The sequence below is a fragment of the Ohessyouella blattaphilus genome (assembly GCF_024721265.1).
Taxonomy (GTDB): domain Bacteria; phylum Bacillota; class Clostridia; order Lachnospirales; family Lachnospiraceae; genus Aequitasia; species Aequitasia blattaphilus_A.
The window spans coordinates 1-23,917 of record NZ_JAMXOC010000025.1 but is presented as its reverse complement, the minus strand read 5'-3'; the positions used below and the strand labels follow the sequence as shown (position 1 = coordinate 23,917).

At 44.3% G+C, this 23,917-nt stretch carries 18 protein-coding genes and 1 pseudogene; 2 read left to right on the top strand and 17 right to left on the bottom strand.

Annotated elements, in window-relative coordinates; genetic code table 11:
* Positions 1–19: 19 nt before the first annotated feature.
* The 4 genes from NHH16_RS13140 to nth are packed head-to-tail and all read right to left on the bottom strand — an operon-like array spanning position 20 to position 5,265.
* Complete coding sequence (locus NHH16_RS13140; protein ID WP_262070065.1) at positions 20–1,819, bottom strand: ATP-binding protein; 1,800 nt, start codon at positions 1,817–1,819, stop codon at positions 20–22.
* A 28-nt stretch (positions 1,820–1,847) separates the two neighbouring features.
* Positions 1,848–3,668 carry a DUF6320 domain-containing protein gene (locus NHH16_RS13135; RefSeq protein ID WP_262070064.1) on the bottom strand — a complete coding sequence of 607 codons (1,821 nt, stop codon included), beginning with the start codon at positions 3,666–3,668 and terminating at the stop codon, positions 1,848–1,850.
* On the bottom strand, positions 3,661–4,611 hold the full coding sequence (locus NHH16_RS13130; RefSeq protein WP_262070063.1) for an alpha/beta hydrolase: 951 nt from the start codon (positions 4,609–4,611) through the stop codon (positions 3,661–3,663). Before NHH16_RS13130 ends, NHH16_RS13135 begins: the two co-directional genes overlap by 8 nt.
* 3 nt (positions 4,612–4,614) lie before the next feature.
* Positions 4,615–5,265, bottom strand: a complete 651-nt coding sequence (gene nth, locus NHH16_RS13125; RefSeq protein WP_262070062.1) for an endonuclease III — start codon at positions 5,263–5,265, stop codon at positions 4,615–4,617.
* Positions 5,266–5,345: 80 nt separating this feature from the next.
* On the opposite strand from nth, the gene NHH16_RS13120 reads away from it, so the two are divergent.
* Positions 5,346–6,377 (top strand): 3-deoxy-7-phosphoheptulonate synthase, encoded by a 1,032-nt coding sequence (locus tag NHH16_RS13120; RefSeq protein ID WP_262070061.1) that lies wholly within the window; start codon positions 5,346–5,348, stop codon positions 6,375–6,377.
* Positions 6,378–6,428: 51 nt separating this feature from the next.
* Here NHH16_RS13120 and NHH16_RS13115 read toward each other — a convergent pair whose 3' ends face one another.
* Complete coding sequence (locus NHH16_RS13115; protein WP_262070060.1) at positions 6,429–6,695, bottom strand: kinase to dihydroxyacetone kinase; 267 nt, start codon at positions 6,693–6,695, stop codon at positions 6,429–6,431.
* Between the two features lie 206 nt (positions 6,696–6,901).
* On the opposite strand from NHH16_RS13115, the gene NHH16_RS13110 reads away from it, so the two are divergent.
* Positions 6,902–8,419 carry a catalase gene (locus NHH16_RS13110; RefSeq protein WP_262070059.1) on the top strand — a complete coding sequence of 506 codons (1,518 nt, stop codon included), beginning with the start codon at positions 6,902–6,904 and terminating at the stop codon, positions 8,417–8,419.
* A 62-nt stretch (positions 8,420–8,481) separates the two neighbouring features.
* Here the strand turns inward: NHH16_RS13110 and feoB are convergent, their stop codons facing one another.
* The 12 genes and pseudogenes from feoB to NHH16_RS13050 form a co-directional block, all read right to left on the bottom strand.
* On the bottom strand, positions 8,482–10,848 hold the full coding sequence (gene feoB / locus NHH16_RS13105; RefSeq protein ID WP_262070058.1) for a ferrous iron transport protein B: 2,367 nt from the start codon (positions 10,846–10,848) through the stop codon (positions 8,482–8,484).
* Between the two features lie 161 nt (positions 10,849–11,009).
* Positions 11,010–12,584: a nitrite/sulfite reductase gene (locus NHH16_RS13100; RefSeq protein WP_262070057.1), complete on the bottom strand. Its 1,575-nt coding sequence runs from the start codon at positions 12,582–12,584 to the stop codon at positions 11,010–11,012.
* 141 nt (positions 12,585–12,725) lie between these two features.
* Entirely contained in the window at positions 12,726–15,185 is a 2,460-nt protein-coding gene (locus NHH16_RS13095; RefSeq protein ID WP_262070056.1) for a thiol-activated cytolysin family protein, read from the bottom strand.
* Between the two features lie 13 nt (positions 15,186–15,198).
* Positions 15,199–15,777: a hypothetical protein gene (locus tag NHH16_RS13090; RefSeq protein WP_262070055.1), complete on the bottom strand. Its 579-nt coding sequence runs from the start codon at positions 15,775–15,777 to the stop codon at positions 15,199–15,201.
* 73 nt (positions 15,778–15,850) lie between these two features.
* On the bottom strand, positions 15,851–16,657 hold the full coding sequence (locus NHH16_RS13085; RefSeq protein ID WP_262070054.1) for a response regulator: 807 nt from the start codon (positions 16,655–16,657) through the stop codon (positions 15,851–15,853).
* A gap of 12 nt (positions 16,658–16,669) precedes the next feature.
* Complete coding sequence (locus NHH16_RS13080) at positions 16,670–18,451, bottom strand: sensor histidine kinase (protein WP_262070053.1); 1,782 nt, start codon at positions 18,449–18,451, stop codon at positions 16,670–16,672.
* Between the two features lie 97 nt (positions 18,452–18,548).
* Complete coding sequence (locus tag NHH16_RS13075) at positions 18,549–19,040, bottom strand: DUF6530 family protein (RefSeq protein ID WP_316043941.1); 492 nt, start codon at positions 19,038–19,040, stop codon at positions 18,549–18,551.
* Positions 19,037–19,381 (bottom strand): GIY-YIG nuclease family protein, encoded by a 345-nt coding sequence (locus NHH16_RS13070; RefSeq protein ID WP_262070052.1) that lies wholly within the window; start codon positions 19,379–19,381, stop codon positions 19,037–19,039. The genes NHH16_RS13075 and NHH16_RS13070 overlap by 4 nt, the downstream gene beginning before the upstream one ends.
* 76 nt (positions 19,382–19,457) lie before the next feature.
* Positions 19,458–19,850 carry an 8-oxo-dGTP diphosphatase MutT gene (gene mutT, locus NHH16_RS13065; RefSeq protein WP_262070051.1) on the bottom strand — a complete coding sequence of 131 codons (393 nt, stop codon included), beginning with the start codon at positions 19,848–19,850 and terminating at the stop codon, positions 19,458–19,460.
* Between the two features lie 13 nt (positions 19,851–19,863).
* Entirely contained in the window at positions 19,864–22,785 is a 2,922-nt protein-coding gene (locus NHH16_RS13060) for a DEAD/DEAH box helicase (protein WP_316043940.1), read from the bottom strand.
* A 29-nt stretch (positions 22,786–22,814) separates the two neighbouring features.
* A complete protein-coding gene (locus tag NHH16_RS13055) occupies positions 22,815–23,462 on the bottom strand; it encodes a hypothetical protein (protein WP_262070050.1) in 648 nt (215 codons plus the stop codon).
* A 236-nt stretch (positions 23,463–23,698) separates the two neighbouring features.
* A pseudogene (locus NHH16_RS13050) lies at positions 23,699–23,917 on the bottom strand (hypothetical protein); the annotation flags it as partial.

The window sequence follows — 23,917 nt, the reverse complement described above, 5'->3', positions numbered from 1 at the left end:
TTAATAGAAAAGTTAATGATTAATTTTTTATAAACTTATTAATCTGCGCAAAGATTTCCTCGCGAAAAAGCGGCTTGCCGATATGCCCGTTCATTCCCGCGGCTTTTGCCTTCTCTACATCTTCAGGGGAGGTGTTGGCCGTCATGGCAATGATGGGAATCGTTCTGGATTTTTCAGAATCCAAATTCCGTATTTCTCTACTAGCGGTATAGCCGTCCTTTTCCGGCATATGAATATCCATGAGAATCAGATCGTAATCCTTGCTGGTGAATTTCTCGATAACCTCAATTCCGTTATAGGCAAACTCAAGCTCCGCTTCTGTCTCCTTAAGAAGAGCCGCCGTTACCTCGCGGTTGATTTCCACGTCTTCCGCAACTAAAAAACGTTTCCCTTGGTAAATTGCTTGATAAGAGGTTTCCCCATCCGTTTTTATTTCCTTTTCCTGACAAACCTTTGTCCAGATTTCAAAATAGAAACAGGACCCCTTTCCCAGTTCGGAAGTGACACCGATTTCGCCACCCATAGATTCCACAATATTTTTACTGATGGCAAGACCAAGGCCCGTGCCGCCATACTTTCTGGAAATCGAATTGTCCGCTTGTTGGAAAGGCTGAAACAGCTTGCTTTGTTGCTCTGTATCGATGCCTATGCCATTATCAATCACCTCAAAAAGTAGCTTGATTCTATCCGCTTTCTCTTCCTGGTTCGTGATTTTAATGGTTATGCTACCACCTTTGGGAGTGAATTTTATGGCATTACTTACGAGATTGGTGATTACTTGGGTTAATCGCTGGGAGTCTACCTCTATGTGCGCTGGCACATTTTCACCAATTTCCACCTTAAGGTGCTGTTCTTGCTCCAAAGTTCTAAATTCCGCCACCGTGACCACACTATTCACTACCGTCTGGAGCTTAGTGGGTTCCGGGAAAATACTGAAAGAAGAAGCCTCCCCCTTGGAAAGGTCTAGAAGATCATTAACAATGCCTAATAGGTGCTCCGAGGCTTGGGTGATCTTCTCGAGATAAGTCTTGGCTTCCACTATGTTCCCTGCGTTTTTCGCTTGATAGGTCATGCCGGTAATGGCATTAATCGGTGTGCGAATTTCATGGCTAATATTGGATAAAAACATACTCTTTGCCGCTGTCGCTGCTTCCGCTTGGCGAACCTTTTGGTAATATAAGAATAAGGAGCCTAAAGAAGCCAGAAGAACGACTAATAGAGCTGCGATCATAGCAATCCCCATATCTTTAATATCATCCCTTGCCTGATGGATATAGATATCCGGCTTATCGACGCCAGCCACGATATTGGATAGCTCACCATTTTCGTAATACACCGGCGCAAAAGCCGTTAGATAATTATCCCAGCCAACCGAGTACTCTCCTAGAGGCACCACTGTCGCCGTGCCTTCTATTGCCTTATCCGGCGCCTCCTCCCGGTCCACCTGGGGCTCTACAAGCCCTGTTTCATCACCGGGAACATTATCAATAATAAACTGCATCCTATTGGTCTCTTCATCTAAGCGCAGATAGTATGCGTAATCCAGTTCGGACGCTCTAGCAAACTCCGAGAGACGTTCTTTTAAAGCTTGATATTCGGGCTTTGCCATATCCTCGGCGTTTATAAAGGCATCGAGTTCATCCGCCGTGACCATCTCGGCCACTATTTCGGACTGGGCTAGCACCTCATTCTCCGCTGATTCTACTAACATTCCTGAGATATGCATGGACTTAGATCCAGTAAATAAAGCAATTGCAACCACCACGATGGCAGAAAGAAAATACAGTCCGATAATCTTGCCATTCTTTCTTTTCTCCATGTTTCCTCCCACTTACTCTCCTTTGTTCTTAACCATTATGTCTGGTGTGAAACTTTTTGCTCATCTCTTCCTTAAAGTCTTTCCATTTAAAAATCATTAGGACCACTACCACTAAAAAGGCAAGGGCACTAGCAATTACCGGAAAATGAAAAGTTTTTACCGCTCCTAGTAAGATAAGCACCACCGATACCGCAATGCAGTAAAACGCGGCCATCAAAAAATAAATCATATATTCTTTTGCCGTATGGGCTTGCAAGCGACTGATAATCAGCATGGATAGCAGGACCACAATGCTAATCGCCGGAAAGACGTAATCCACCGACCACCCTCTGAAGTCGTAGGCCGCATCCCAAACCATACTGCCACAGGTCAGCAGTACGTACAACCACATAACGCTTTTTAACAAATTATTCCGTTTGTAGTAGCCCACAGAGATTGTGGTCCAAAGGCAACCGATTCCCGCCACTGCCACCAGAGACCACCAACTATTGTGACCGCCTAAGAAATTCACCGTTAAGCAGATAACCGCTGCCAAGATACAGGCGAAGGAAAACCACTTATAGATGGTCAGGCTCGTTAGATTCGGGGTATCCGTCTCCGGGTACATCGGCTCTTTAACCTCTGCTTTCACTCCTTGTTCCTCTAAGAGTCGATAGAAATTTCTTTGAATATTGGTGGTATCAAACCGCGAGGTAAAGCCGAGGCTAATGTCTCCTTCGTAAGAACAGATACACAGTTCCATCTTTGGCGTACTGGTAAAGACGCCAAAGCGCTCAATATAGGGCGTGTAAACCTCTGGCATTTCGACTACACTCATATTGGAAAAGATGGCGGTAATCTCCTGCCGACGCCGTCTCGAACCGATGGCAATGCCCCAGTTCTTGATAATCAGAGGCACAAAATTACCGATAGGATGACGCTCTAGACTTAAATACTGGTTAATATGCTCCTCCATACGCTCGGCTGTCAAATGCTCGGCGTAATAAGCCTTTACAGTCGCTAAGACCGATTCAAAATCCCCCGGTTCTTCGGAAAAATTATAGCGAGGCTCGATCCACGCAAAGAAATTAAGCATAGAGGTAGAAGCGAAAAATTTTCGCAGATTTACAGGAACCATTAAGACAATGGGCTTCCTTTCCTGAAGCTTAGGCATTTCCTGGTGAATAGCACAAATCAGAAGCGCGGTAATCAGCACTGACATCGAGCAGCCAAGCTCCCTGGATCGTTTTAACAAAACATCTACATCAAGGGTCCCTTCCGATACCTGCAAGGTTTTATAACTGGGTACTATCTTCTTAAGCTGAAAGGCAATGGGGCGCTTTATTTTGCTCCCTTTACGTTTCGTATAGTACTTGGCAAAGCCATCATTTTCCTGATCCTGAAGGGTCATATCCTCTGGATGTAAGGAAACATCCGGTAACTCCTTATATCTTTCTAGCAGATATTGCTTCACTAGTTCCCGTAAGAATAAGGTCGCTCCCGTCCCGTCAGTCAACGCGTGAAACACCTCAAAATTTATCCGGTTTTTATAGTAAGTAACCTCGAAAAGCAAGGCTTTTTTATCCCTAACGTAAAGCGCTCGGCACGGTTCTTTGTACTCTTCAACCACCACCGGCTTGATATCACTGGCCTCTAAGTAGTGCCAGAAAAGCCCCGCCCGCATGGTCGCCTGAAAAATCGGATAGACCTCTAACGCCCGCTCTAAGGCTGTTTGCAGTACGTCTTCTACAATATCCTCTTTGAGCTCGCAGTAAAAGCGGAAAACCCGGGTATCTCTGATATTGTTATCTGCCGAAAAAAGCAGCGCCGCATTATCTAATTTTCGCCAACTTTTTTGTTCTTTACTCATCTGCGTACTCCTGCATAAAATGATTGATAATATCAATACTCTCCTGTACGTGCAAATACTTTATTCCTAAGGCAAAGTAGCCGTGAAGAGCGTCCTTAATGCGATGCACTTCCACCTGGTTCCCTGCTTCTGCTAAGCGCTTCCCGTAGTCTTCGCCTTCGTCTCTTAAAGGATCAAATTCCGCCGTCAAAATTAAAGTATCCGGCTGCCGTGTCAAATCCGTTTCTAGAAGGGGTGCAAAGTAAGGATTCTTCCTATCCTCTGGTTTGCTTTGGTACAAATCCATATAGTCCTCGATTTTACCGGCAGTCAGCAGATAATCGCTGCCGTTTTCCTGGACTGATAGATACGGCGAACGGGCTGAATAGTCGTTATATACTGCGGGGTAAATAAGGATTTGTCTGGCCACCGTAAACTCCCCCTTATCTCGCGCCATCAAAGACAACGCTGCCGTTAAATTGCCGCCAGCGCTATCACCGATCACGGTGATTTTATCCGGGTTAATCCTTAAGAAAAACTCATTGCTATACAAGGCTTTCGCCACACAGTAGCAGTCCATTAGCCCTGCCGGGAAGGGATGCTCCGGTGCTAGGCGATACTCTACGGCGATGACAAGATGCTTCGTCTCTTGAGCGAGTCTGGCGCATATCCGCTCGTACGTATCCACACTCTCAGTTACCCAACCGCCGCCGTGCAAGAAGAGAAAGACCGGCAAATCCGTGGTTCCTGTAGCCTTTTCGGTTGTAACTACCTCTTCTGGGAAGAACACCCGGACAGGGATCTGATGTCCGTCAGCGGTTTCCATTTTTATATCTAGGGTATTTCTAAAGATTTTTAAAGGGTCTAAGCCTTTTAAATTTGCTAACTGTCTTGATGACTTAACCTCTATCCCGTCGTAAGACAAGGACTTAAGCAGTCGTTTCATGGTGTTATTGATTGCCATATTTTATTTTCCTTTTTCTTTATAGTAGCGACAAATCGCCTGAAACGGACAGGCTTCACACTTCGGGTTCCTGGCTGTGCAGAAGTAACGACCGAAGAAAATAAACAAGTGATGAGCCCGGTTCCAGCGCTCTCTTTTTATCTTTCTTTTAAGTTTCTCTTCTACTTTTTCCACGCTGTCCTCGGGCTTTGCTAGGCACAAGCGCTTAGCTACACGGTTCACGTGGGTATCAACGGCAAAGGAGGGAATATCAAACCAAACGCTTCTCACCACATTTGCTGTCTTTCTGCCAACCCCCGCAAGGCTAGTTAAGTCCTTCATCGATGAGGGAACTTCCCCGTGAAATTCGTACTTTAGATCATGAGTCAGTTCTTTTATGTGTTTGGCCTTGCTGTGATACAGGCCAATCCGCCGAATGTACCCTTCGATATCGGCGACACTCGCCTGCTCATAAGCGTCCAAATCGGGATAGGCCGCGAAAAGTGCTGGGGTTACCTGATTTACGGAAACATCAGTAGTTTGCGCTGAAAGAACCACCGCCACAATCAGTTCCAAGGCATTTTTGTGGTTCAATTCACAGCGTGCTTCCGGAAACATTTCTTCTAGTTTGTCTAAAATCTCATCCGTGGTCATCGGTCTTTTTCCCCCTTGCATTTCCTATAGATTCATAGCATAATTATAGCACTTGTGAGAATAAGACACAACAAAACCAATTCTAGGAGGAGACATCAGCCATGGGCATGAAGTACAACAAAGACTTACCAAGTCCAAATGCGTTAAAAGAAGAATACCCTCTGTCACCGAAAGTGGCAGCGATTATAAAAGAGAAGACAAAAGAAGTATGTGATGTTTTTACGGGAAAATCCAATAAATTTGTGGTGGTTATCGGGCCGTGTTCTGCCGATAACGAGGACTCTGTCTGCGAATATGTCACCCGCTTAGCCAAAGTTAATGAGCAAGTAAAAGATAAACTCTTAATCATCCCCCGGGTCTACACCAATAAACCCAGAACCACCGGTTCCGGATATAAAGGCATGCTCCATCAACCAAACCCGGAAAAAGGCCCTGACCTTTATGAAGGCATTATCGCCATCCGGAAGATGCATCTGCGCACCATCGCCGAAAGCGGTCTCCCGGCAGCTGATGAAATGCTCTATCCGGAGAATCGCAGCTATCTAGACGATCTGCTGGTGTATGAAGCCGTCGGCGCCCGGTCCGTCGAGAACCAACAGCACCGCTTAACCGCCAGTGGCATGGATATCCCCATCGGTATGAAAAACCCCACCAGTGGCGACTATTCCGTTATGCTTAACTCGGTTACCGCCGCCCAAAATCCCCATCGCTTTATCTACCGCGGCCACGACGTAACGACGGAAGGCAACCCTCTCGCCCACGTAATCTTACGGGGCGGTGTGGATAAATATGGGGCCTCTATTCCCAACTATCACTACGAGGATTTGGTACGGTTACTAGAGATGTATTCTGCCGAAGAGTATTTGAATCCGGCAGCAATCATCGATGCGAATCATTACAACTCTAATAAGCAATATAAAGAACAGGTCCGGATTGTAAGCGAGGTCCTACACTCCCGTAATTATAACCCCGACCTAAAGAAACTCATCAAAGGCGTGATGATTGAAAGCTACCTAGAAGAAGGCACTCAAAGCATCGGCCCTGGTTCTGTCTATGGCAAATCCATTACCGACCCTTGTCTTGGCTGGACGGAAAGCGAACAGTTGCTTTATAAGATTGCCGATCAATGCTAATTGTAATTGGGGAGGTCGTTTTTTTGAAAAAAACGACCTCCCCAATTGACATTAACCTTGTAAGCCGGCCGCTTGGCGCACCATATCTTCTACCACAATATCGTAAATCTCGCCAAGGGTTGCACAGTATTTCAGAACATCCCAAGGTTCATTGGTATGGTAGTGAATCTTAATTAATTCGTCATCACCCACCGCTAAGAGGCAATCGCCTTTAAAGTTCTCTTCGAAATACTCACCAATCTCATCTTCGTCCAAATCTTCCCCCTCAATCAACAGCTGGGTATCGTATCGGTATTCTAAGGGATTTTCTTCTGACATTTTTCTTCCTCCTATTTGCAGTTCATTTTAATTTCCTCTTACTTTACTCCCAAATTCTTTTTTTGGCAAGAATTTCATAAATAATTATAAACTTTATAAACTGTCAGACACCTTTTATTTAATTTGACTTCTGTCAGTGTTCTATGATGTAATTATGTTAGCATTTATTGACTATTGCACCCATTTACGTACACTAGGAGGTATTCATGGCAAACGAAGAAAGCAAAAAACTAACTACTAGAAACGGTGCCCCCGTTGTGGATAACACCAACTCGACCACAGCTGGTGAGCGGGGACCAATGACGATGCAAAACCCTTGGTTTATTGAAAAACTAGCTCATTTTGACCGTGAGGTTATTCCTGAAAGGCGAATGCACGCCAAGGGCTCCGGTGCTTTCGGTACCTTTACGGTAACGGAGGACATCACCAAATACACAAAAGCCAACATGTTTTCGGAAATCGGTAAGAAGACGGACATGTTCGTCCGCTTTTCCACCGTTGCCGGTGAAAGAGGTGCGGCAGACGCTGAGCGCGACATTCGCGGGTTTGCTCTGAAATTTTATACAGAAGAAGGTAACTGGGACTTAGTGGGCAATAACACACCTGTCTTTTTCCTAAGAGATCCTTTACGTTTCCCTGATCTTAATCACGCAGTAAAAAGAGATCCCAAAACCAATATGCGCTCTCCCCAAAATAACTGGGACTTCTGGAGCATGCTCCCAGAGGCGCTTCACCAAGTAACCATTACCATGTCGGACCGCGGTATCCCGATTTCCTATCGGCACATGCACGGCTTTGGTAGTCATACATATAGTATGATTAACGCCGATAATAAGCGGACTTGGGTAAAATACCACTGGCGCACCCGTCAGGGAATTGAAAACCTTTCCGACGAGGAGGCGGCTAAACTTGTGGGGATGGATAGAGAAAGCCATCAACGAGATTTATTTGAATCCATCGAAAAGAAAGAGTATCCCATTTGGGACTTTTACATTCAGGTGATGACCGAAGAACAGGCCAATAACCATAAAGAAAATCCCTTCGACATCTCCAAGGTGTGGAGTAAAAAAGAGTTTCCACTTATTCCCGTTGGTTACTTCGAGCTCAACCGAAATCCAGAAAACTACTTTGCGGAAGTGGAGCAAGCCGCTTTTAACCCGGCCAATATCGTTCCGGGAATTGGACTTTCTCCCGATAAGCTTTTACAGGGTCGTCTCTTTTCATACGGCGACGCTCAGCGCTACCGTTTGGGAGTCAATCACCATTCGATTCCGGTAAATGCACCTAAGTGCCCCTTCCACTCTTATCACCGGGATGGGCAAATGCGCGTAGACGACAACTACGGCGGCACCACCCACTATCAGCCTAATAGCTATAACCAGTGGGCCGAGCAGCCGGAATATAAGGAGCCACCACTAGAGTTAACCGGTCATATGGACGCTTACGAGCCAAAGGATGATCTAACCGATAATTGCTTTTACCAGCCAGGTGACTTATATCGCCTGATGACTCCTGATAAAAAGGATCTCCTAATCGAAAACACCGTTCGCAATATGAACGGGGTTACGGAGAATATTAAGCTGCGCCACGCAGCTCACTGTTACCTCGCCGACACCGATTACGGCACGCGCTTAGCCGCAGGTCTTGAGGTGGATTTAGACGAAGTCATTCGCCTTTCCCAGATGACCCACGATGAACGAATGAAAGCGACGATGCTTGGATAAAGCCAAAAAAATCAGCTCACGACTAACTTTACGATACCAAGTTAGTCGTGAGCTTTTTTCTTTTACACAAAACCTAAAGCGAGACCGATCAGTCGCACTAAGAAGGCGCATACCCACGCGATGGCGCACTCACCTACCACCACGATTACGGCCCACTTACTTCCTAATTCCCGCTTAATAGAGGCCACCGCCGCCACGCAAGGTGTATAGAGAAGGCAGAACACCAAGAGCGACATGGCGCTAAGGGGAGTAAGTAACTCCGTCAGATTCTTGACGCTACCAAAGAGCACAGAAAGGGTCGAGACTACGCTCTCCTTCGCCATAAACCCAGCGATAAGCGAGGTGGAAATCCGCCAGTCGCCAAAACCAAGAGGGGTAAATAGCGGCGCAATAACCCCAGCCACTAGCGCTAACATACTATCCTGTGAATCCCTCACCACATCCATTCTAAAGTTAAAGGTTTGCAAGAACCAAATAACAATCGTAGCGATAAAAATAACCGTGAATGCTCTTTGCAAAAAGTCCTTCGCCTTCTCCCAAAGAAGCTGGGCAACATTTTTCACCCCTGGTAAGCGGTAATTGGGTAGCTCCATCACAAAGGGAACCGCGTCCCCTTTAAAAAAGGTTTTTTTAAAGAAAAGTGCCACTAGTACTGCGACCACAATCCCCGTAAAATAAAGGCCAACCATCACCAGTCCACCCTTTCCAGGGAAAAATGCCGCCGTAAAAAATCCGTAAATCGGCAGCTTTGCTGTACAACTCATAAAAGGTGTCAAAATGATTGTCATCTTACGATCTCGCTCGGAGGGCAACGTCCTTGAAGCCATCACTCCTGGAACCGTACATCCAAACCCGATTAGCATGGGCACCACGCTTCGACCTGAGAGACCGATTTTTCGCAAAAGTTTGTCCATAACAAAGGCCACTCTGGCCATATATCCGGTATCCTCTAAGAGAGATAAAAAGAAAAACAAGGTGACGATAATCGGGATAAAGCTAAGCACCGTGCCCACGCCATTAAAGATTCCGTCAATCAATAGGGAATGGAGAACCTCATTCACGTGCCACGTACTAAGAAGGCCGTCGACCGCATCGGTAAGAATACCGATGCCCTCTTCTAATAGCCCTTGTAAGAACGCACCGATTACATTAAAGGTTAAAAAGAAAATCGTCGCCATGATTAGCACAAACATAGGAATGGCCGTATACTTCCCAGTTAGGAGCTTATCTACCCGGCGGCTTCTGACATGCTCTTTACTTTCTTTTGGCTTAACTACCGTTTCCCGTACTAATTCTGTGATAAAGGTAAAGCGCATATCGGCAATGGCTGCTTGCCGGTCCAGCCCCCGCTCCGTCTCCATTTGTACCACAATATGCTCAAGCATCTCTTCTTCGTTCTCCGAAAGGGCCAGTTGACCAATGACCATTTGATCCCCTTCCACCACCTTGGTGGCGGCAAAACGCAGAGGAATGCCCGCAGCAACTGCATGGTCTTCTATGAGCGGCATAATCCCGTGAAGAGCCCTGTGAACCGCACCACCGTGGTCTTTTTGATCGCAAAAGTCCAAACGCCCCGGACGCTCCCGATACTTCGCCACGTGCAGAGCGTGGGTCACTAGCTCCTGAATGCCCTCGCCTTTAACTGCCGAAATCGGCACCACCGGAATTCCTAGGCGGGTTTCCATCTCGTTAATATATACTGTCCCTTTATTGCCCGTTAGCTCGTCCATCATGTTAAGGGCTAACACCATCGGCACATCTAGTTCCATCAACTGCATCGTTAGGAAGAGATTTCTCTCAATATTCGTCGCATCCACAATATTAATAATGCAGGTTGGTTTTTCCGAAATAATAAACTCCCGAGAGACGATTTCCTCCTTGCTGTAAGGAGAGAGGGAATAGATTCCGGGAAGGTCGGTAACTAAGGTATTAGGATACCCCTTAATAGAGCCGGTTTTGCGATCTACCGTTACCCCTGGGAAGTTACCCACATGCTGGTTGGCTCCCGTTAGTTGATTAAAAAGGGTCGTCTTCCCACAGTTCTGGTTACCTGCTAAGGCAAACGTCAGCTTCTCATTATCTGGCAGTGGCTCTTTTTCGCCTCGTACTTGAAAGGCTTCACTCTCACCGATACGAGGATGAATCGTCATCTTCGCCTCCCGCTTCGCTTCCCTGCTAAGAGGCTCTGTCACTGTCGCCTCGCCTAGTGCTAACTCCACCTCAATTTGCTCCGCATCTGCTAGGCGTAAGGTAAGGGCATAGCCATGTAGCTGTAACTCCATGGGATCTCCCATAGGCGCATACTTTTCTACCTCTACTTCAATTCCGGGAATGACACCCATATCTAAAAAATGCTGGCGCAGCGCCCCGCTGCCACCGACAGTTTTAATAATCGCCTTTTGGCCAATCTCCAAATCTTTTAAGGTCATCCAAATCACCCTCTCTCATTGTACTTTGCTTTTTGATACTCAGCTATCATTATAGCAGAAGTCCGCAAAAACAGCCACCCAAGGTCTCCTACTCGGATTCTCCTGACTGGCTGTTCTTTCTCTATCTTTTAAAACTCCCGGTTACACACTAACTGTGTAACTTATTGTGACTTCTGGGCGTTATATTCGGCGAGGATTGCTTTCGCCGCTTCTCCCTTAACGCATTCTGCAAATGACTTGCCTGACGAAACCACAAGCTGGGCAAGCTTATATAGTACCATCGGTAATTCCTTGGCTAAATACACACCCACATCCTCACCGAATCTTGTCTCTTTCGTATCCACGCTACCACCAATACTCATGAAATAAGCGCTAAAAACTTCACCTTCAATCTTCTGGCGCATACCGTATAAGCCGATACCGCCCACTTGTTGGCCCCCGCAAGAATTGCGGCAACCAGAGATACGGATTACCGGCAGCGCATTCATAAGCGCCGGATCGGCTCCCTTTTCTCTAAAGTATCGACTAATCTCCTTAGCCATCTGCTGGGCATCCTCTAAGCCCACCTGGCAAATCGTTGAGCCAATGCAGGCGATGGTGCTTTCAATCTTACTATTCACACTAACCTTATCTGCTAGGGCTAGCACCGCTGGCAATTCGTCCTTGTCAACATCGAGAATATAGAGACTCTCTTCTAGACTCAGACGGAGCTGTGGCTTTGCTAAGCCCTTTACACAGTGAATAATCTGGTCTAATTCCTGATGCCCGAACACGCCACCTTCTGGATGGATTCGCACCCCGTAAAGACCGGCTTGTTTTTGCCAAATGATTCTTTCATCAAGGAGATCGGTTTTCTCGCCGCCTTCCCGGTGGATAATAGCATCTGGGTACAAATCTCTTCCACCCTTTGCCAGCTCTTTTTCCACATAGGACATGAAAAGCTTAGCGAAACCTTCCTCGCCAAATTCATCTACGAGATAACGGATTCTCGCTCTTGCAGGAGTGTCATAATGCCCTTTATCAATAAATAAATTAAGCATCCCATCAATATAATACAAACACTGGCTCGCTGGAACATCTTCCTTTACCTTAAAGGCTGTCTTTCCAATGGGACCTAGGCCGCCGCCAATATAAACGTCAAAGAATGGTTCTCCTTCTTTTTCCTTAGCTACAAAGCCCACTTCCTGAATCGTACTCTGGCCAAGACCGGCTGGCGAACTAGAAAATGATACCTTGTATTTTCGGGGAAGCTTAAGGGTCAGCATTCTTTCATAGTAATGATGATCCGCCGCTATCGCATAGGGCGCTACGTCAAAAGCACTATCCTCGCTAAAGCCTGATAGCGCATCGTTCAAAACATTTCTCGGGAAATTACCGCCCCCACCACGAATATAAATGTCGTGAGTAATCGCCACTTCCATTAATTCTAAAAGCTGATCCACACTTAGGTTATAAACCTGGGTCGCTTGCCGCGTGGTAAAATGCAGATAGGCTTCAGGCTTATCGGCAATCATTTCCTTGATTAGCTCCAAGTGAGACAGGCGTATCACCCCAGAAGGCACCCTTAAGCGTAACATAAAGTGCTTTCCGTCGCGCATCGCATAGACACCCATCCCCCCGGATATCTTCTTATACTCTAGCTTTGTTAGCTCTCCGTCTACGAACTTCTGGGTCTGTTCTCTAAAGCGGGGAAGCTCTGCTAATAATTCCTGCTTGTACTGCTCTATACTAAACATATCGTCTCCTCCATCAGCCGTAATTATAGCACTTTAATCTCACTAGTAAAGGAGTTTTACACTAATTTAATCTTTTTTTAATATCAGCGCAAAACTTAAGGGTCCTCGCTCATTAACGGGGACCCTTAAGCTATCTACCGATTACAAATCTTCTTGGACAATTTTTTGACCGTCAAGCCTAATTACAATACTCGAATCAAGAGAATAACCATTTGTAACCACCGCATACGATCTTCCCACCTTGTGAAGCCACTTGCTAAAAGGCCAAGTCGAACCAGCTTTTATATCAAAGCCAACGTACACATCACCGATATTCGCTGGCATGTTCCAGTTCTCCCAGTCAGATCCTACATGCACTTTATTAATAACTACTACTTCCTCGCCAAGGATTTCGCTGCCGTCATCACGGTAACCGATAATAGGTTTGTATCTAACACTGTAAACTGCATAATATTTACCATCATTACTAATCCCCATTTTCGAAGATTTAAATACTTCTGTGGTGGTTTCCACGTATTCTGTCGTTCCTGTTACCTCACCTTTGTGATTATCCTTAATAAAAATTGGTTGATAAGCAAGAGGTGCTGCTGGTGTGTCTTTGCCAAATTTAGACTCCCGTACGATTAGCTCTTGTACTTCCTTTAAATTATCGTGAGTAGCGTAACGTCCGGCAGCACCGGCGCTACCACCAAATACGTAACTGCTAAAGCTGGTATTTTTGAGGATTTCCGCATATTTGGAATTTGCATCAATGGATTTGCCACTCATAGCTGCTTCAAAGGCTAGCTTAACTTCGGTCTCAGAGCTACTGGTCTCTAGCTTGACCACAATACTTCTTCCATAAGCCACAGAGCCCACGATTACTGGTGGATTCTTGGCATCCATCTTACCTTTTAATTCATCAGCATTGGTTTTTTGACCAAAATAATCGGCTGGGTTCGCTTGATTCTCAATAAGGATCTGGGCGGTATAATAAGTCTGATGGAAATTAGCAAGCATTACCTTTTTCTCGCCTTTTGCTAGCATATCGAAGTCTAGGTTGAACTTATTTACGGCCTCGTATTGGAGTCCTAAGTGAGCCTCTAGTTGCTTCTTACTGTAAATCATCGTCTTCTCAGTTGACATATTAGCTGGTACATCTCTTCCCGTCTTATAGAACTCATCTAGGATAGAGTTAATGGCACCATTGATAGTGGCGGCATTAGGATTCTTGACTTCACGAGTACTTTGCTCGGCACTTAATCCTGGTAGATTAATGTGAACGCTGATCGGATTGCGCTCAGATACGCTAATCATCGTACCTTTGCCATCCACAAGGTTTGAGTTGGCTTGGAACATCGCTCCTGGATAAATATCGGAAGTGTTAATAGCGATGGCTGCCACATCGGCGTTGCGTTGGTTGATAGACTTTTTCTCCCGTTTAGAAACTACCCATTCGCTACCCTTCATCGTACCGTCTTTTTTCTTATAAGTCTCAATGCTCTCCCCTTTTCTTGCTAAGGCAGCTTTATCATCATAATCCAGACCCTTTACGTATTCATTAATGGCTTTCTTTCTGGCCTCTTCTTTCCTCCGTTCTTCCTCTTTCTTCTTATCGTCTCTACGTCCGACGGTCTCATACTTTATATCAGACAAGCCGTAATCGACGGTTTCGCCTTCTGTCGTCTCGCCTAGTCCGGCAAGTCCACCCTCTACGTAATTAGCATCTACTACCGCTTGTAGCTCAGCTAGCTCTTCTGGTGTTTTTTCGTCGCTTTCTTCACCAAGCTTTAAGAGCTCTTGATTAATGTAGCCCTGCTCGCTCTCTGGCCAAGTATTCGATGCGTAGTTACTCAGTTGATGAGCGTATTGAGCGATGGCGTTTAGCCCATTCGTAGCGTCTTCATTCTCCCCTTCCGTTTGTAGCATATCGAGATAAGCTAGTTTACTTAAGGTAAAGCTCCGAGTCAATTCACCGATATAAGCGATCCGCACATTCGACTGTAACTGACCTTGTTCTTCTTCGCTTTTTCCTGAAGCGGCAATCACCTGGTCGACTTTTACAAATAAGTCTTCGTTAACTAATCTATCAGCAAAAATAAAGCTGTGTTCCATTGGACTATTCGTTAGGTTAATTACGGACTCTCGGTATTCAGTGAGGATTGCTTGCTTTTCAGAAGCGCTACCGGCACTTTCTAGGCGATTCCAATACTGAGAAGAAACTTCTCGGCTTGAATCAAAAAGGGTAACCACGTCTAAGCTATCACCGAGGATCTCTTGTCCCTCATTTAGCACTTCATTAGCAGCTGCACCTAATTCGTTTACATTTTCTATCGTAGTACTTACTTTCTCAGAATCCTCGACGCTACCAAGCATATCCAGCACCTTACCTTGTTCCCAGTCCGGCGTTGTGGCTAAATCATCCATCGCCATCCGGCCAAGAGCGATGTTTAGATAATCGTAATCGGTACGTTCATATTTAACTTCTACGTGTTCTCCCTGGTCTTGCTCTTCTTCAGCGGCCTTCGTAACCATTTGTACCGTAGATAGTGGCACCATCGTCATAGTTATTACCCCAAGAAGCATACTTGCTAAAAATCTCTTTATCTTTTGATTCTTCATCGTCTCGTCCTCCTTACTTCATTGCTAGCGAGCCCTCAATAAGGGTCTGCAAACAGCTATTATACGTTTCTTCATCGACACCTTGGCCACTCATCGAAAAGCTATATTCGCCTACCGACCACCAGGAACTACGAAGCTTTTCTTTCTGGTCTTCGCCGGTATGAATGGTAATGCCGTCTTTTTCCTCTTCTTTGTCGTAATTTACCTTTTTATATGACACCGGGGCTTCGTCGCCCGGTGCAGTGCGAACCGAAATCATATTCTGTTCGCTCCCGTCTTTACTGTAGAAGACCTCTGCCACTCCTTCTGTGGATACGGACATGTTGTGAATATTATCGATATTCGCATAGCCCGTCGTCGCCGGTAAGACCAGAACCTTAAAACCGATGGCCTCTTCTAGCTCAAGCTGAGTGTCGTAGTAATCGATGATGTTAAAATCTTCATCGTACGCGGCCAGCTCTTTCGCCTTCGTCTCTTGGTTCGTGGTCTCCTTAGTCGGCGACTCTTTGTTGCCCCCCTTTGCTCCACAGCCTGCTAAAACCAGGCTCGCAATACAGATAGTTGCTATAGTTGTGATGTTCTTTCTTTTCATATATATACCTCCGTTTTTTCTTCTGACTGATTTCTTCTGTTCATTTGTTAACGTCAGTATATTCTCCCCCCCGTTACCAATCCGTAACCGCATCAATATAGTTTTGAATGCTCACATTGGTATCCTCTGCCCATGCATATTCTTCCATATAATAACCGTCGTATTTCTCGATTCGCTCAGGCGCGCCGGCCATCAATTCATAGTAATCACAGGCAAAGCTCGACACATCCACCGCTCGAAGCGCTGGGTCTTCCTGCAAAATATAGCGAATGCCCTTTTCTTCTAAAAAGTCATAGAGCCTTTTTACCGTTACCCGGAAAAGGCTTTTGGTCTTCTCATCTTCTGGCCTGTCCTCCCATAAGGCAGCGATTCCGTAACCGGTAGTCAGAGTCGTCCCCTGACGATCCACCATCACCGCTAAAAGCTCCTTCACTTTTTGCCGGGAAAACTTAAGGGGTGTCCCGTCGACAAACACCTCGAATCTAGGCATCGTCTGAATGTACACACTATTTTCCCGAACGTTCTGAATACGCATCGCTTTATCAAGCTCTTTCATTAGCCCTTCGTAGCCATAAGGCTTTACTAAGTATCCACTAGCATCTACGCCAAAAGCATCTAAGGCATACTCCCCATAGGCCGTGGTGTAAATAATACGAATATTCTGATTGATTTCTTTGCACTTACGCCCTAGTTCGATGCCGTTCATCTCGGGCATCTCAATATCAAAGATCGCCACGTCCACCGAGTGTTCCTTAACGTAGTCAAGGGCTTCCCCTGAGTCGTTAAAAAAGACGACCTGCTCATAGATCCCCGCCTTTTTCGCATAATTCTTAAACTTTACGTGGGCCATTTTTTCATCATCTACAAAGATTATCTGCATTTGCTTCTCCTCTTACTCATCTTTTGCTAACGGAATTCTTACGGTTACCTGGGTGCCTGCTCCCGGAGTACTTACCACCAGTAGCTCCCCTTGGCAAGATATGCTTATCCGGGTCCGAATATTGCGCATGCCCACCGATTCTTCCTTTTTACTAGCCTCTTCCGTGTCAAAGCCCACACCATTATCGGTGATCGTAATCACGGCAAAGCCATCCGCTTGCTCTGTCCGCATAATAATTTTACCGCCGGATTTTTTCTTTACTAAGCCATGCTTAATGGCGTTCTCAACAATTGGCTGAAGGCTTAGCATGGGTACTTTGAAATCTGTAAACTCTATCTCATACTCCACCGCGATTCGCTCGTCAAAACGCAGCTTCTCGATGGCGACGTAATTCTCAATAATCTCTAACTCCTGAGGAAAAGGAATCATCTTCGGCCCTTCTAGCACCGTGATATTCGCCCGCAGGTATTTTGAAAACTGAACAATCGCCTCGTCTGCTCGAATAGGGTCTTCTAAGCAAAGAGCGGAAATAGCATTTAAGGTGTTAAAAATAAAGTGGGGTCGAATCTGGGAAATCATCAGCTGAGTCCTGGCTTCGCTTAGTTCTAGCTCAAGGTCCCTCGCCTGCTGGGCTTCCCGTAGTTTTTTCCGTAGGTAATATAAGATAAAGGCTAACTGCATACAGGCAAAGATAAAGAAGCCTAGATCATACAACATGTCGTTTTGGGGCATCACAAACAAGAACTCCATCACGCCTAAGACGATAAAAAAGAGGAGCACAGCTGCCGAGAGTAGACGATAGCGGGCCATTTTCTCTTTTGTAATCACCGCTTCATAGATAAGACTGCCCTCTGCCAGGACAATCAGTACCAGGATCAGTAGGACCGTCTTTGATAAGAAGGCAAACCCATCCAGTATCCCTAAGCCTTGCAACAGCATCGAGACCACCAACATAAGAATAACCACGTATTCTAAAGCCTTATTTAAAAGCCCTGCCCGAGACTTAAGAATACTGCTTAAGTAACGGAACATAAGCGCCGCCATCAAAAAGGATAGCACGTGTTCAAGAGACATAATGAGACCGTTATCCGTCGTTAGCATGGAGAGGAAGTAGCCGTTCACTAGCATCCACAGTCCCATTGCCAGAAATAAATAGGCACCGTTAAAGACGCTTGGACCCACCTCAAGCTTAGCTCTTTTTAAAGCCAGCGCCCCAAACCAAATCACAATACTATTGGTAATAAAGAATAGCGCGAGCAGCAAATGAGGAATATTATCCACCAGAATTGCTCGCATAAACTGAGACCAGCTTCCTACGTATAAATTATCAAAAAAGTATTCATACCGACCAGTACTAGAAAATACCAGCGTCTGGGCCGGAGCGCTTAAGCGAAACTCCACCTCGTCCTCTGGGGAAATCCCCTCTTTAAGAGTGTAACCTGTCCACAAATCACCGAGAGAAGGATAACCTGCTGCCGGCACGGTGCCGTAAGCAAAAATCTCTGTCTCGTTTTGATAGACCTGCACGCCAATGTGAAAGATTCTCATAAAGAGCACCGAGCCTGCTTCTACCTCTTTCGTAACGTGACCCTTAATAATTAGGACCTCGCCCGCTTTTTCTCCGCCTTCACGGGAGTCCTCCACAAACTGGACTTTTTCAAAACCAGCATCCGCCGCCTGTTCCCCGCCAAGACCTTTGCTGCCACTACTCCACCAAAAAAAACCTAGGCAAAGTACGACTAAGCCTAGGTATATGAATCTATTGTATTTACTTTCTCTTTTCCCCATCCTCATCCGTTATCCCTTCTACGTTTTATCGACCAATTATAAGTAAAATTCTAACTACCTTCACTTAAAATGTCAATATTGCTGGGAAATTCGGATTGGGTAATTAACAGCTCAATTCTTCCATAATCTTCATCAGTACCCGGAGACGCTCACCGGTCAAATCACCAAGATCAATGAGCGCTTGCGAGAATTCCTGAAGATCTTCATCAATTTTTTCATTACTGATATCGACAGCCACCGGCACGGACCCTCCTTGAACATCGATTCGCGCCACCTCAGGATGCTCCGCGTCATAGAGCGCTGGCAACCGATAGGCTTCACGAAAGTGCCGCAGAGTTTGCATAAAAAAGATCATCATGTCAAGCACTTGATGGATCGGTAATTCTGTCTCCATATACAGCTCGCCTTTTTCATCCTCTCGCCAAATCTGAATGGCAATTTTCTCATTTTCGTTCTCTTTACGCGTTGGTTTACCGATGGTCATCTTCTTTACCTGAGAGTGAAAGGCATTTTGCCCGTCGATTCGCTCATAGCCATCGGCAACCATTACCCCTTTATATGCTATTTCTTTATTTGACATTTCTTGATTAATCACTTCCAAATCCTCCTAGCTTCTTTATTTTCTTCCAAATGCTGTTCTAGCATTTCTTCTAGCTCCTGTGTATAATCTGCCTTCGCGTCCTCATAGTCTAATACCTCTACTACAGAAAGCGTAAACCCGGCCTCACCGTACTGCTGCCACAACTCCCGCAAGCTTCGATTAGGATGGCTCCCTGTCTCTAGCTTAAAGCGCAGGCCGTTAAGACTGGCCTTTGTATCGTTCGACGTTCCTAAAAACACATCGCCCGTCGCCTCACATGCAAGAGAGATAATCCCCATCTCTGGCTTCCGATTGGCGTACTCTGCTAATAATTGTTTTCTTCTGCTTATTTCCATAATCTTTTCACCTCAGGTTAATTGTAGCACCAAAAAAAGAATACACAATCTACGCTTCGTAGACTGTGTATCTCTTCTAGTTCAAATACTTCTCTTTCAAAATTTCAATGACCGGGGCATCAGCCGGTAACCAATCGACGCTATCAATATCTGACTTAGACAACCACCTAGCCGCCGTATGCTCGGTAAGTGTTAGATTACCGCTAACTATCTGACACAGATAGCAATGCATGGTAAGGTGGAACTTAGGATAATCGTACTCCACTGTATGAACCAACTCACCAACTCTTACTTGCGTTTCAAGCTCCTCTTCAATCTCACGCACTAAAGCCTCTTCAGGGCTTTCGCCAGTTTCCATTTTTCCACCAGGGAATTCCCAGCCCCCCCTAAAATCCCCATAGCCTCGCTGGGTAGCGAAAATCTTATTATCTTCTTTAATAATTGCTGCAACCACTTCAATTGCTTTCATTTAAACTGCCCTCCTAGGAAACAATATAATCATAAATATCCTCTCGTACCGGAACCTCCAACTTATAAGTAATCTCAACGGCATCTTTATCCGTGTTTCGCATTATTACTGGTTGTGGCTCACCAACAGCACTAATTTCGCCTAAAAAATAAAACTCTTTAGAAACAGCATCATCTTTATTTTTTCTAACAAAAAGATAAATTTTTGTTCCATGTTCTTTCGCTTGATAAATTTGCTGCACATCCTTAGATTCCGGTGTACGCGATTGTTTAGACAAGGCAATCATTGTTCCTTCATCAACAAAGCGATCCTCATAACGAATGCTATCACTTATATTCTCGTCCTTATTATAATTGATAAATACCGGAAATGTATTTGTATCTTTATCATACTTATAACCACCTATATTCAGTGCCACTTCATTTCTGCTCCAATTCAGGAGTTTACACACATCCTCATACGTATATTTCTGATAAAGAACGAAGTCTGTTTCTTTATATTTATTACTATAATATAATTTATTCTGACGAACCCCATATTCTACTAATTCGCTCACCTCGTGGTAAAAATTAGCATCATCCAGTTTAGCTAATATTTTCTCAGAGAACTGAATATTTCCTTGCTTTTCTTCAGCGAAAATACTATTTTGATATTTTCTCTTATTATTTTCGTTGCTTGCAAACTCATTACACAATACTTGAATTGCATTACTGCTTTTGTATCTCTCTAACCATTTTTCAAGTTCAATATCACTACCACTGTGTTTTTTGTACTGAAGCATTCTCTCTATAAAATCCAATTCAGCAAAGCGTTTTCCATTTGCAACCTTTTCCGATATAAAACGTAGCAATTCTTCTTGCAGCGAATCAAAGTAAATGCAATAATCATCTTCATATTTCTTTAAAAAGGCATAGTAAGATCCTAAATTACTATTCTCAAAGAAAAGTGAAACATCTATCGCACCATATTCTTCGAAATCTCGATAACTAGGAATATGTCCCACCTTATTCTTAAGATTTTTATACTCTTCTTTTAAAAATTTAATCGAATTCGGTTTTGCCGTATCAATGGAGTCGAAAATTCTCTTCTTAGAAATCTCATCAAAGTGAATGGAAGAGCTTCCTGGCATAATTCGATTCCCTTCAATCACATAGCGTCGCATATTATCTTTATTGTAAGTACGATCACCAAAAAGAGCGATGGGAATCATAAAGTTATTCGTATAGTTTCCTATGAAATCAAGAACCACCACAAATTCTTTTCCTTCTCTTTTCCGAAGCCCTCTTCCTAATTGTTGAACAAATACAATCGGAGACTGGGTCGGACGTAGCATAATCACTTGGTTCACTTCCGGAATATCCACACCTTCATTAAAAATATCAACCGTAAAAATATAATCAAGGAAGTCATCACTTTCTGCGTCCTCATTAGCCAAGCGCTCGATTGCCCCTTCCCTTTTTCGTTGGTCATCATCTCCGCTCAGATAAACGGTACGGTAAAGACGATCTCCGCAATATCTTTCATTAAACTTTTTGGAAAGGATTTCCGCTTCTGCTTTGGTACTGCAAAACACTAATCCTTTCACACGTTCTCCGCTATATCCATAGTAACTCGCTTGCTCAATTATATTGTCTACCCGTTCATCAGCTACTAATAGACTAAATTTTTTTGCACTAGATTCATCATCAAAAGTTTCACCATCAATGGAAATATCTGTGATTCCAAAATACTGAAACGGACATAAGAGATTACTTTCTAACGCTTTCTGAAGTCGAATTTCATAAGCAATATTGTGGTCAAATAAGTCATAGATATCAAATCCGTCCGGGCGGTCAGGACTAGCCGTCATTCCTAACCACAAAGATGGCTTGAAATATTCCATTATTCGTTGATAACTCTCGGCCCCTGCACGGTGTACTTCATCCACCACAATAATCTGGAACTCATCAGGATTAAACTTGGAATATATATCTTTTTTTGACATCATCTGCATTGTAGAAAATAGATAATCCGCATTATAATCTTTATGTGACCCTGACAGTAATCCATAAGATACCGTATCGCCAAATACATCTTTATAACTTTTTATAGCTTGCTTTGCAATTTGTTCTCTATGGACTAAAAATAAGGCTTTTCGGGGTTTCTCTTCTCGCAATGCAAATGCCGAAGCATAAGTTTTACCCGTCCCTGTGGCTGAAATTAACAATGCTTTATTTTGATTTTTCGCCCTAATTTCTTTCAGATTTTTGATAAACGCTAACTGCATTTTGTTGGGTTCTAACTTATACTGTTTAATCGTTGGAATCTGAGTCTGCCTGAGAATGTCCTTTTTAGACTTGTAAATTTCACTATATGTATCAATTATGTCACTGATATCGCTTGACTCAGCCCACAGGTACTCAAATTCATCAAGAATTTCTTCGGCAAACTCACCCTTAACTGTACTGACCAACTTCGCATTCCATTCTTTATTAACCGTCAAAGCACTTAATGTCATATTTGAACTGCCTATAATCAAACTATAGATTTCCTCTTTTTTGAACATGTACCCCTTAGTATGAAAACCTTGGTGATTCTTTTCATTTGCACCATACATTCTCAGTTCAATGTTCTTCAAACTATTCAACTTCATCAGTGCCTTAGGATCACTAAAGGCCAGATAGTCCGTGGTCAATATCTGACCTGGAATATTTTTCTTCTCCAACTCCTTTAAGATCATTAATAATGGCGTCACACCACTCTCCGTAATAAACGCCACACTAATCTTAAACTCATCACAATCTTTTAGCTCATTCTCTATCGTCGTCAAGACTTTACGTCCGCTCTTTTCATCATTTGAGACAAAGTGCGGCTTAAACGCCAAATTGGAGCTATTATTGCTATTAATAAAGGCTGTTTCCATTCCTTCATATATTTTCTTATTCATGTCTTTCATACACAGCTCCCTCTATATCGACTTTTAACTTATCGTCCTCTCATCTCCGTCATCGTATACCCGCGATTAAGGACAGACCGCGTATTGTTCCATACTTCCACTAGGATCTTAGCCAACTTCTCCACTTCCTTTTCCGAGTTCAGCACTAGCTCTAAGGAATCGAATAACTCGAAAATATCCTCAATCTCGCCGCCAAGAGAAATCTCTTTTTGAACTTGGGCGCTAATTACCGTTGCAAGTTTTTCGTCTAGTTCATAGGCCCTTTTTAGGAAAGAAATTAATCTTTGAATCTGGATATTTCGAGAAAAGAAGCCTTGCTCTTGGTAGTCCTTAAGCTCCATCAGGGTTGGGATATAATATTCCATATCGCCTTGGTACTCTAACAACTCTTTATACATGCTTTCTTCAAAATACTCTTCCCCGCCAAAAAGTCCTAAGCGCTTCTTATACACCACGTCATTAGCTGGCATTTTATCAAAGTAAGCCATTACCGAGGCCGCATCAAAAGTAAGCCCTTTGCCACGCTCTAATAACTTAAGAAGTACTTCTACCGGAAAGACGCCATATAAATCTGTAGCTACCGCTAGACACATGCATAGCCAACTGGTATGGGCGCATCTTTCCTGAAACACTGGGGTATTGATACTATTATAGATCTCAATCACATCAAAGGGCATGCAGATCAACCGTCGTCTCTAAGACCAACGTAGCCCTCTCCTGCTAAAGGCAAATATAGATAACCTTCGTCTGGTTGCGGGTAATGAATAACCAACTCCCAATGCCTATGCTTGGAAGCGGTATCTTGCGCACTGAAGTGCGAACAAGGATGTAAGTCTTTGACTTACTTTACTAGCCGTAACACTTTCGTCTTTCGAACCTGTACGTACAGGCTGTTCGTGCCATGAAGGCAGTCTCATGCTGCCACTATCCGTTTGACCGGAATACTTTTACAGTTTAAATCTCGAAGATTAATAACCTTAGGCGATTCTAATGCTTCTCTTTTTATCTCTAGAGAAGATGTTGGAATCGCTTTTCTCATTATGTTAGCCGCTGCGTTTACATCTGCATTTAAAACGACACCTGACCCAGAAGCATATAAACCTCTTTTGATTCGATTGCCGCTAAAAATCGG

Bases quoted from the DNA above. Each gene is read 5' to 3' on its own strand.
- NHH16_RS13090 (WP_262070055.1), bottom strand. From the start codon at position 15,777: ATGAAAAGAAAGAACATCACAACTATAGCAACTATCTGTATTGCGAGC.
- NHH16_RS13120 (WP_262070061.1), top strand. From the start codon at position 5,346: ATGGGCATGAAGTACAACAAAGACTTACCAAGTCCAAATGCGTTAAAA.
- NHH16_RS13140 (WP_262070065.1), bottom strand. From the start codon at position 1,819: ATGGAGAAAAGAAAGAATGGCAAGATTATCGGACTGTATTTTCTTTCT.
- NHH16_RS13130 (WP_262070063.1), bottom strand. From the start codon at position 4,611: ATGGCAATCAATAACACCATGAAACGACTGCTTAAGTCCTTGTCTTAC.
- NHH16_RS13060 (WP_316043940.1), bottom strand. From the start codon at position 22,785: ATGAAAGACATGAATAAGAAAATATATGAAGGAATGGAAACAGCCTTT.
- NHH16_RS13135 (WP_262070064.1), bottom strand. From the start codon at position 3,668: ATGAGTAAAGAACAAAAAAGTTGGCGAAAATTAGATAATGCGGCGCTG.
- NHH16_RS13055 (WP_262070050.1), bottom strand. From the start codon at position 23,462: ATGCCCTTTGATGTGATTGAGATCTATAATAGTATCAATACCCCAGTG.
- nth (WP_262070062.1), bottom strand. From the start codon at position 5,265: ATGCAAGGGGGAAAAAGACCGATGACCACGGATGAGATTTTAGACAAA.
- NHH16_RS13100 (WP_262070057.1), bottom strand. From the start codon at position 12,584: ATGTTTAGTATAGAGCAGTACAAGCAGGAATTATTAGCAGAGCTTCCC.
- mutT (WP_262070051.1), bottom strand. From the start codon at position 19,850: ATGAAAGCAATTGAAGTGGTTGCAGCAATTATTAAAGAAGATAATAAG.
- NHH16_RS13115 (WP_262070060.1), bottom strand. From the start codon at position 6,695: ATGTCAGAAGAAAATCCCTTAGAATACCGATACGATACCCAGCTGTTG.
- NHH16_RS13070 (WP_262070052.1), bottom strand. From the start codon at position 19,381: ATGGAAATAAGCAGAAGAAAACAATTATTAGCAGAGTACGCCAATCGG.
- NHH16_RS13095 (WP_262070056.1), bottom strand. From the start codon at position 15,185: ATGAAGAATCAAAAGATAAAGAGATTTTTAGCAAGTATGCTTCTTGGG.
- NHH16_RS13080 (WP_262070053.1), bottom strand. From the start codon at position 18,451: ATGAGGATGGGGAAAAGAGAAAGTAAATACAATAGATTCATATACCTA.
- NHH16_RS13110 (WP_262070059.1), top strand. From the start codon at position 6,902: ATGGCAAACGAAGAAAGCAAAAAACTAACTACTAGAAACGGTGCCCCC.
- feoB (WP_262070058.1), bottom strand. From the start codon at position 10,848: ATGACCTTAAAAGATTTGGAGATTGGCCAAAAGGCGATTATTAAAACT.
- NHH16_RS13085 (WP_262070054.1), bottom strand. From the start codon at position 16,657: ATGCAGATAATCTTTGTAGATGATGAAAAAATGGCCCACGTAAAGTTT.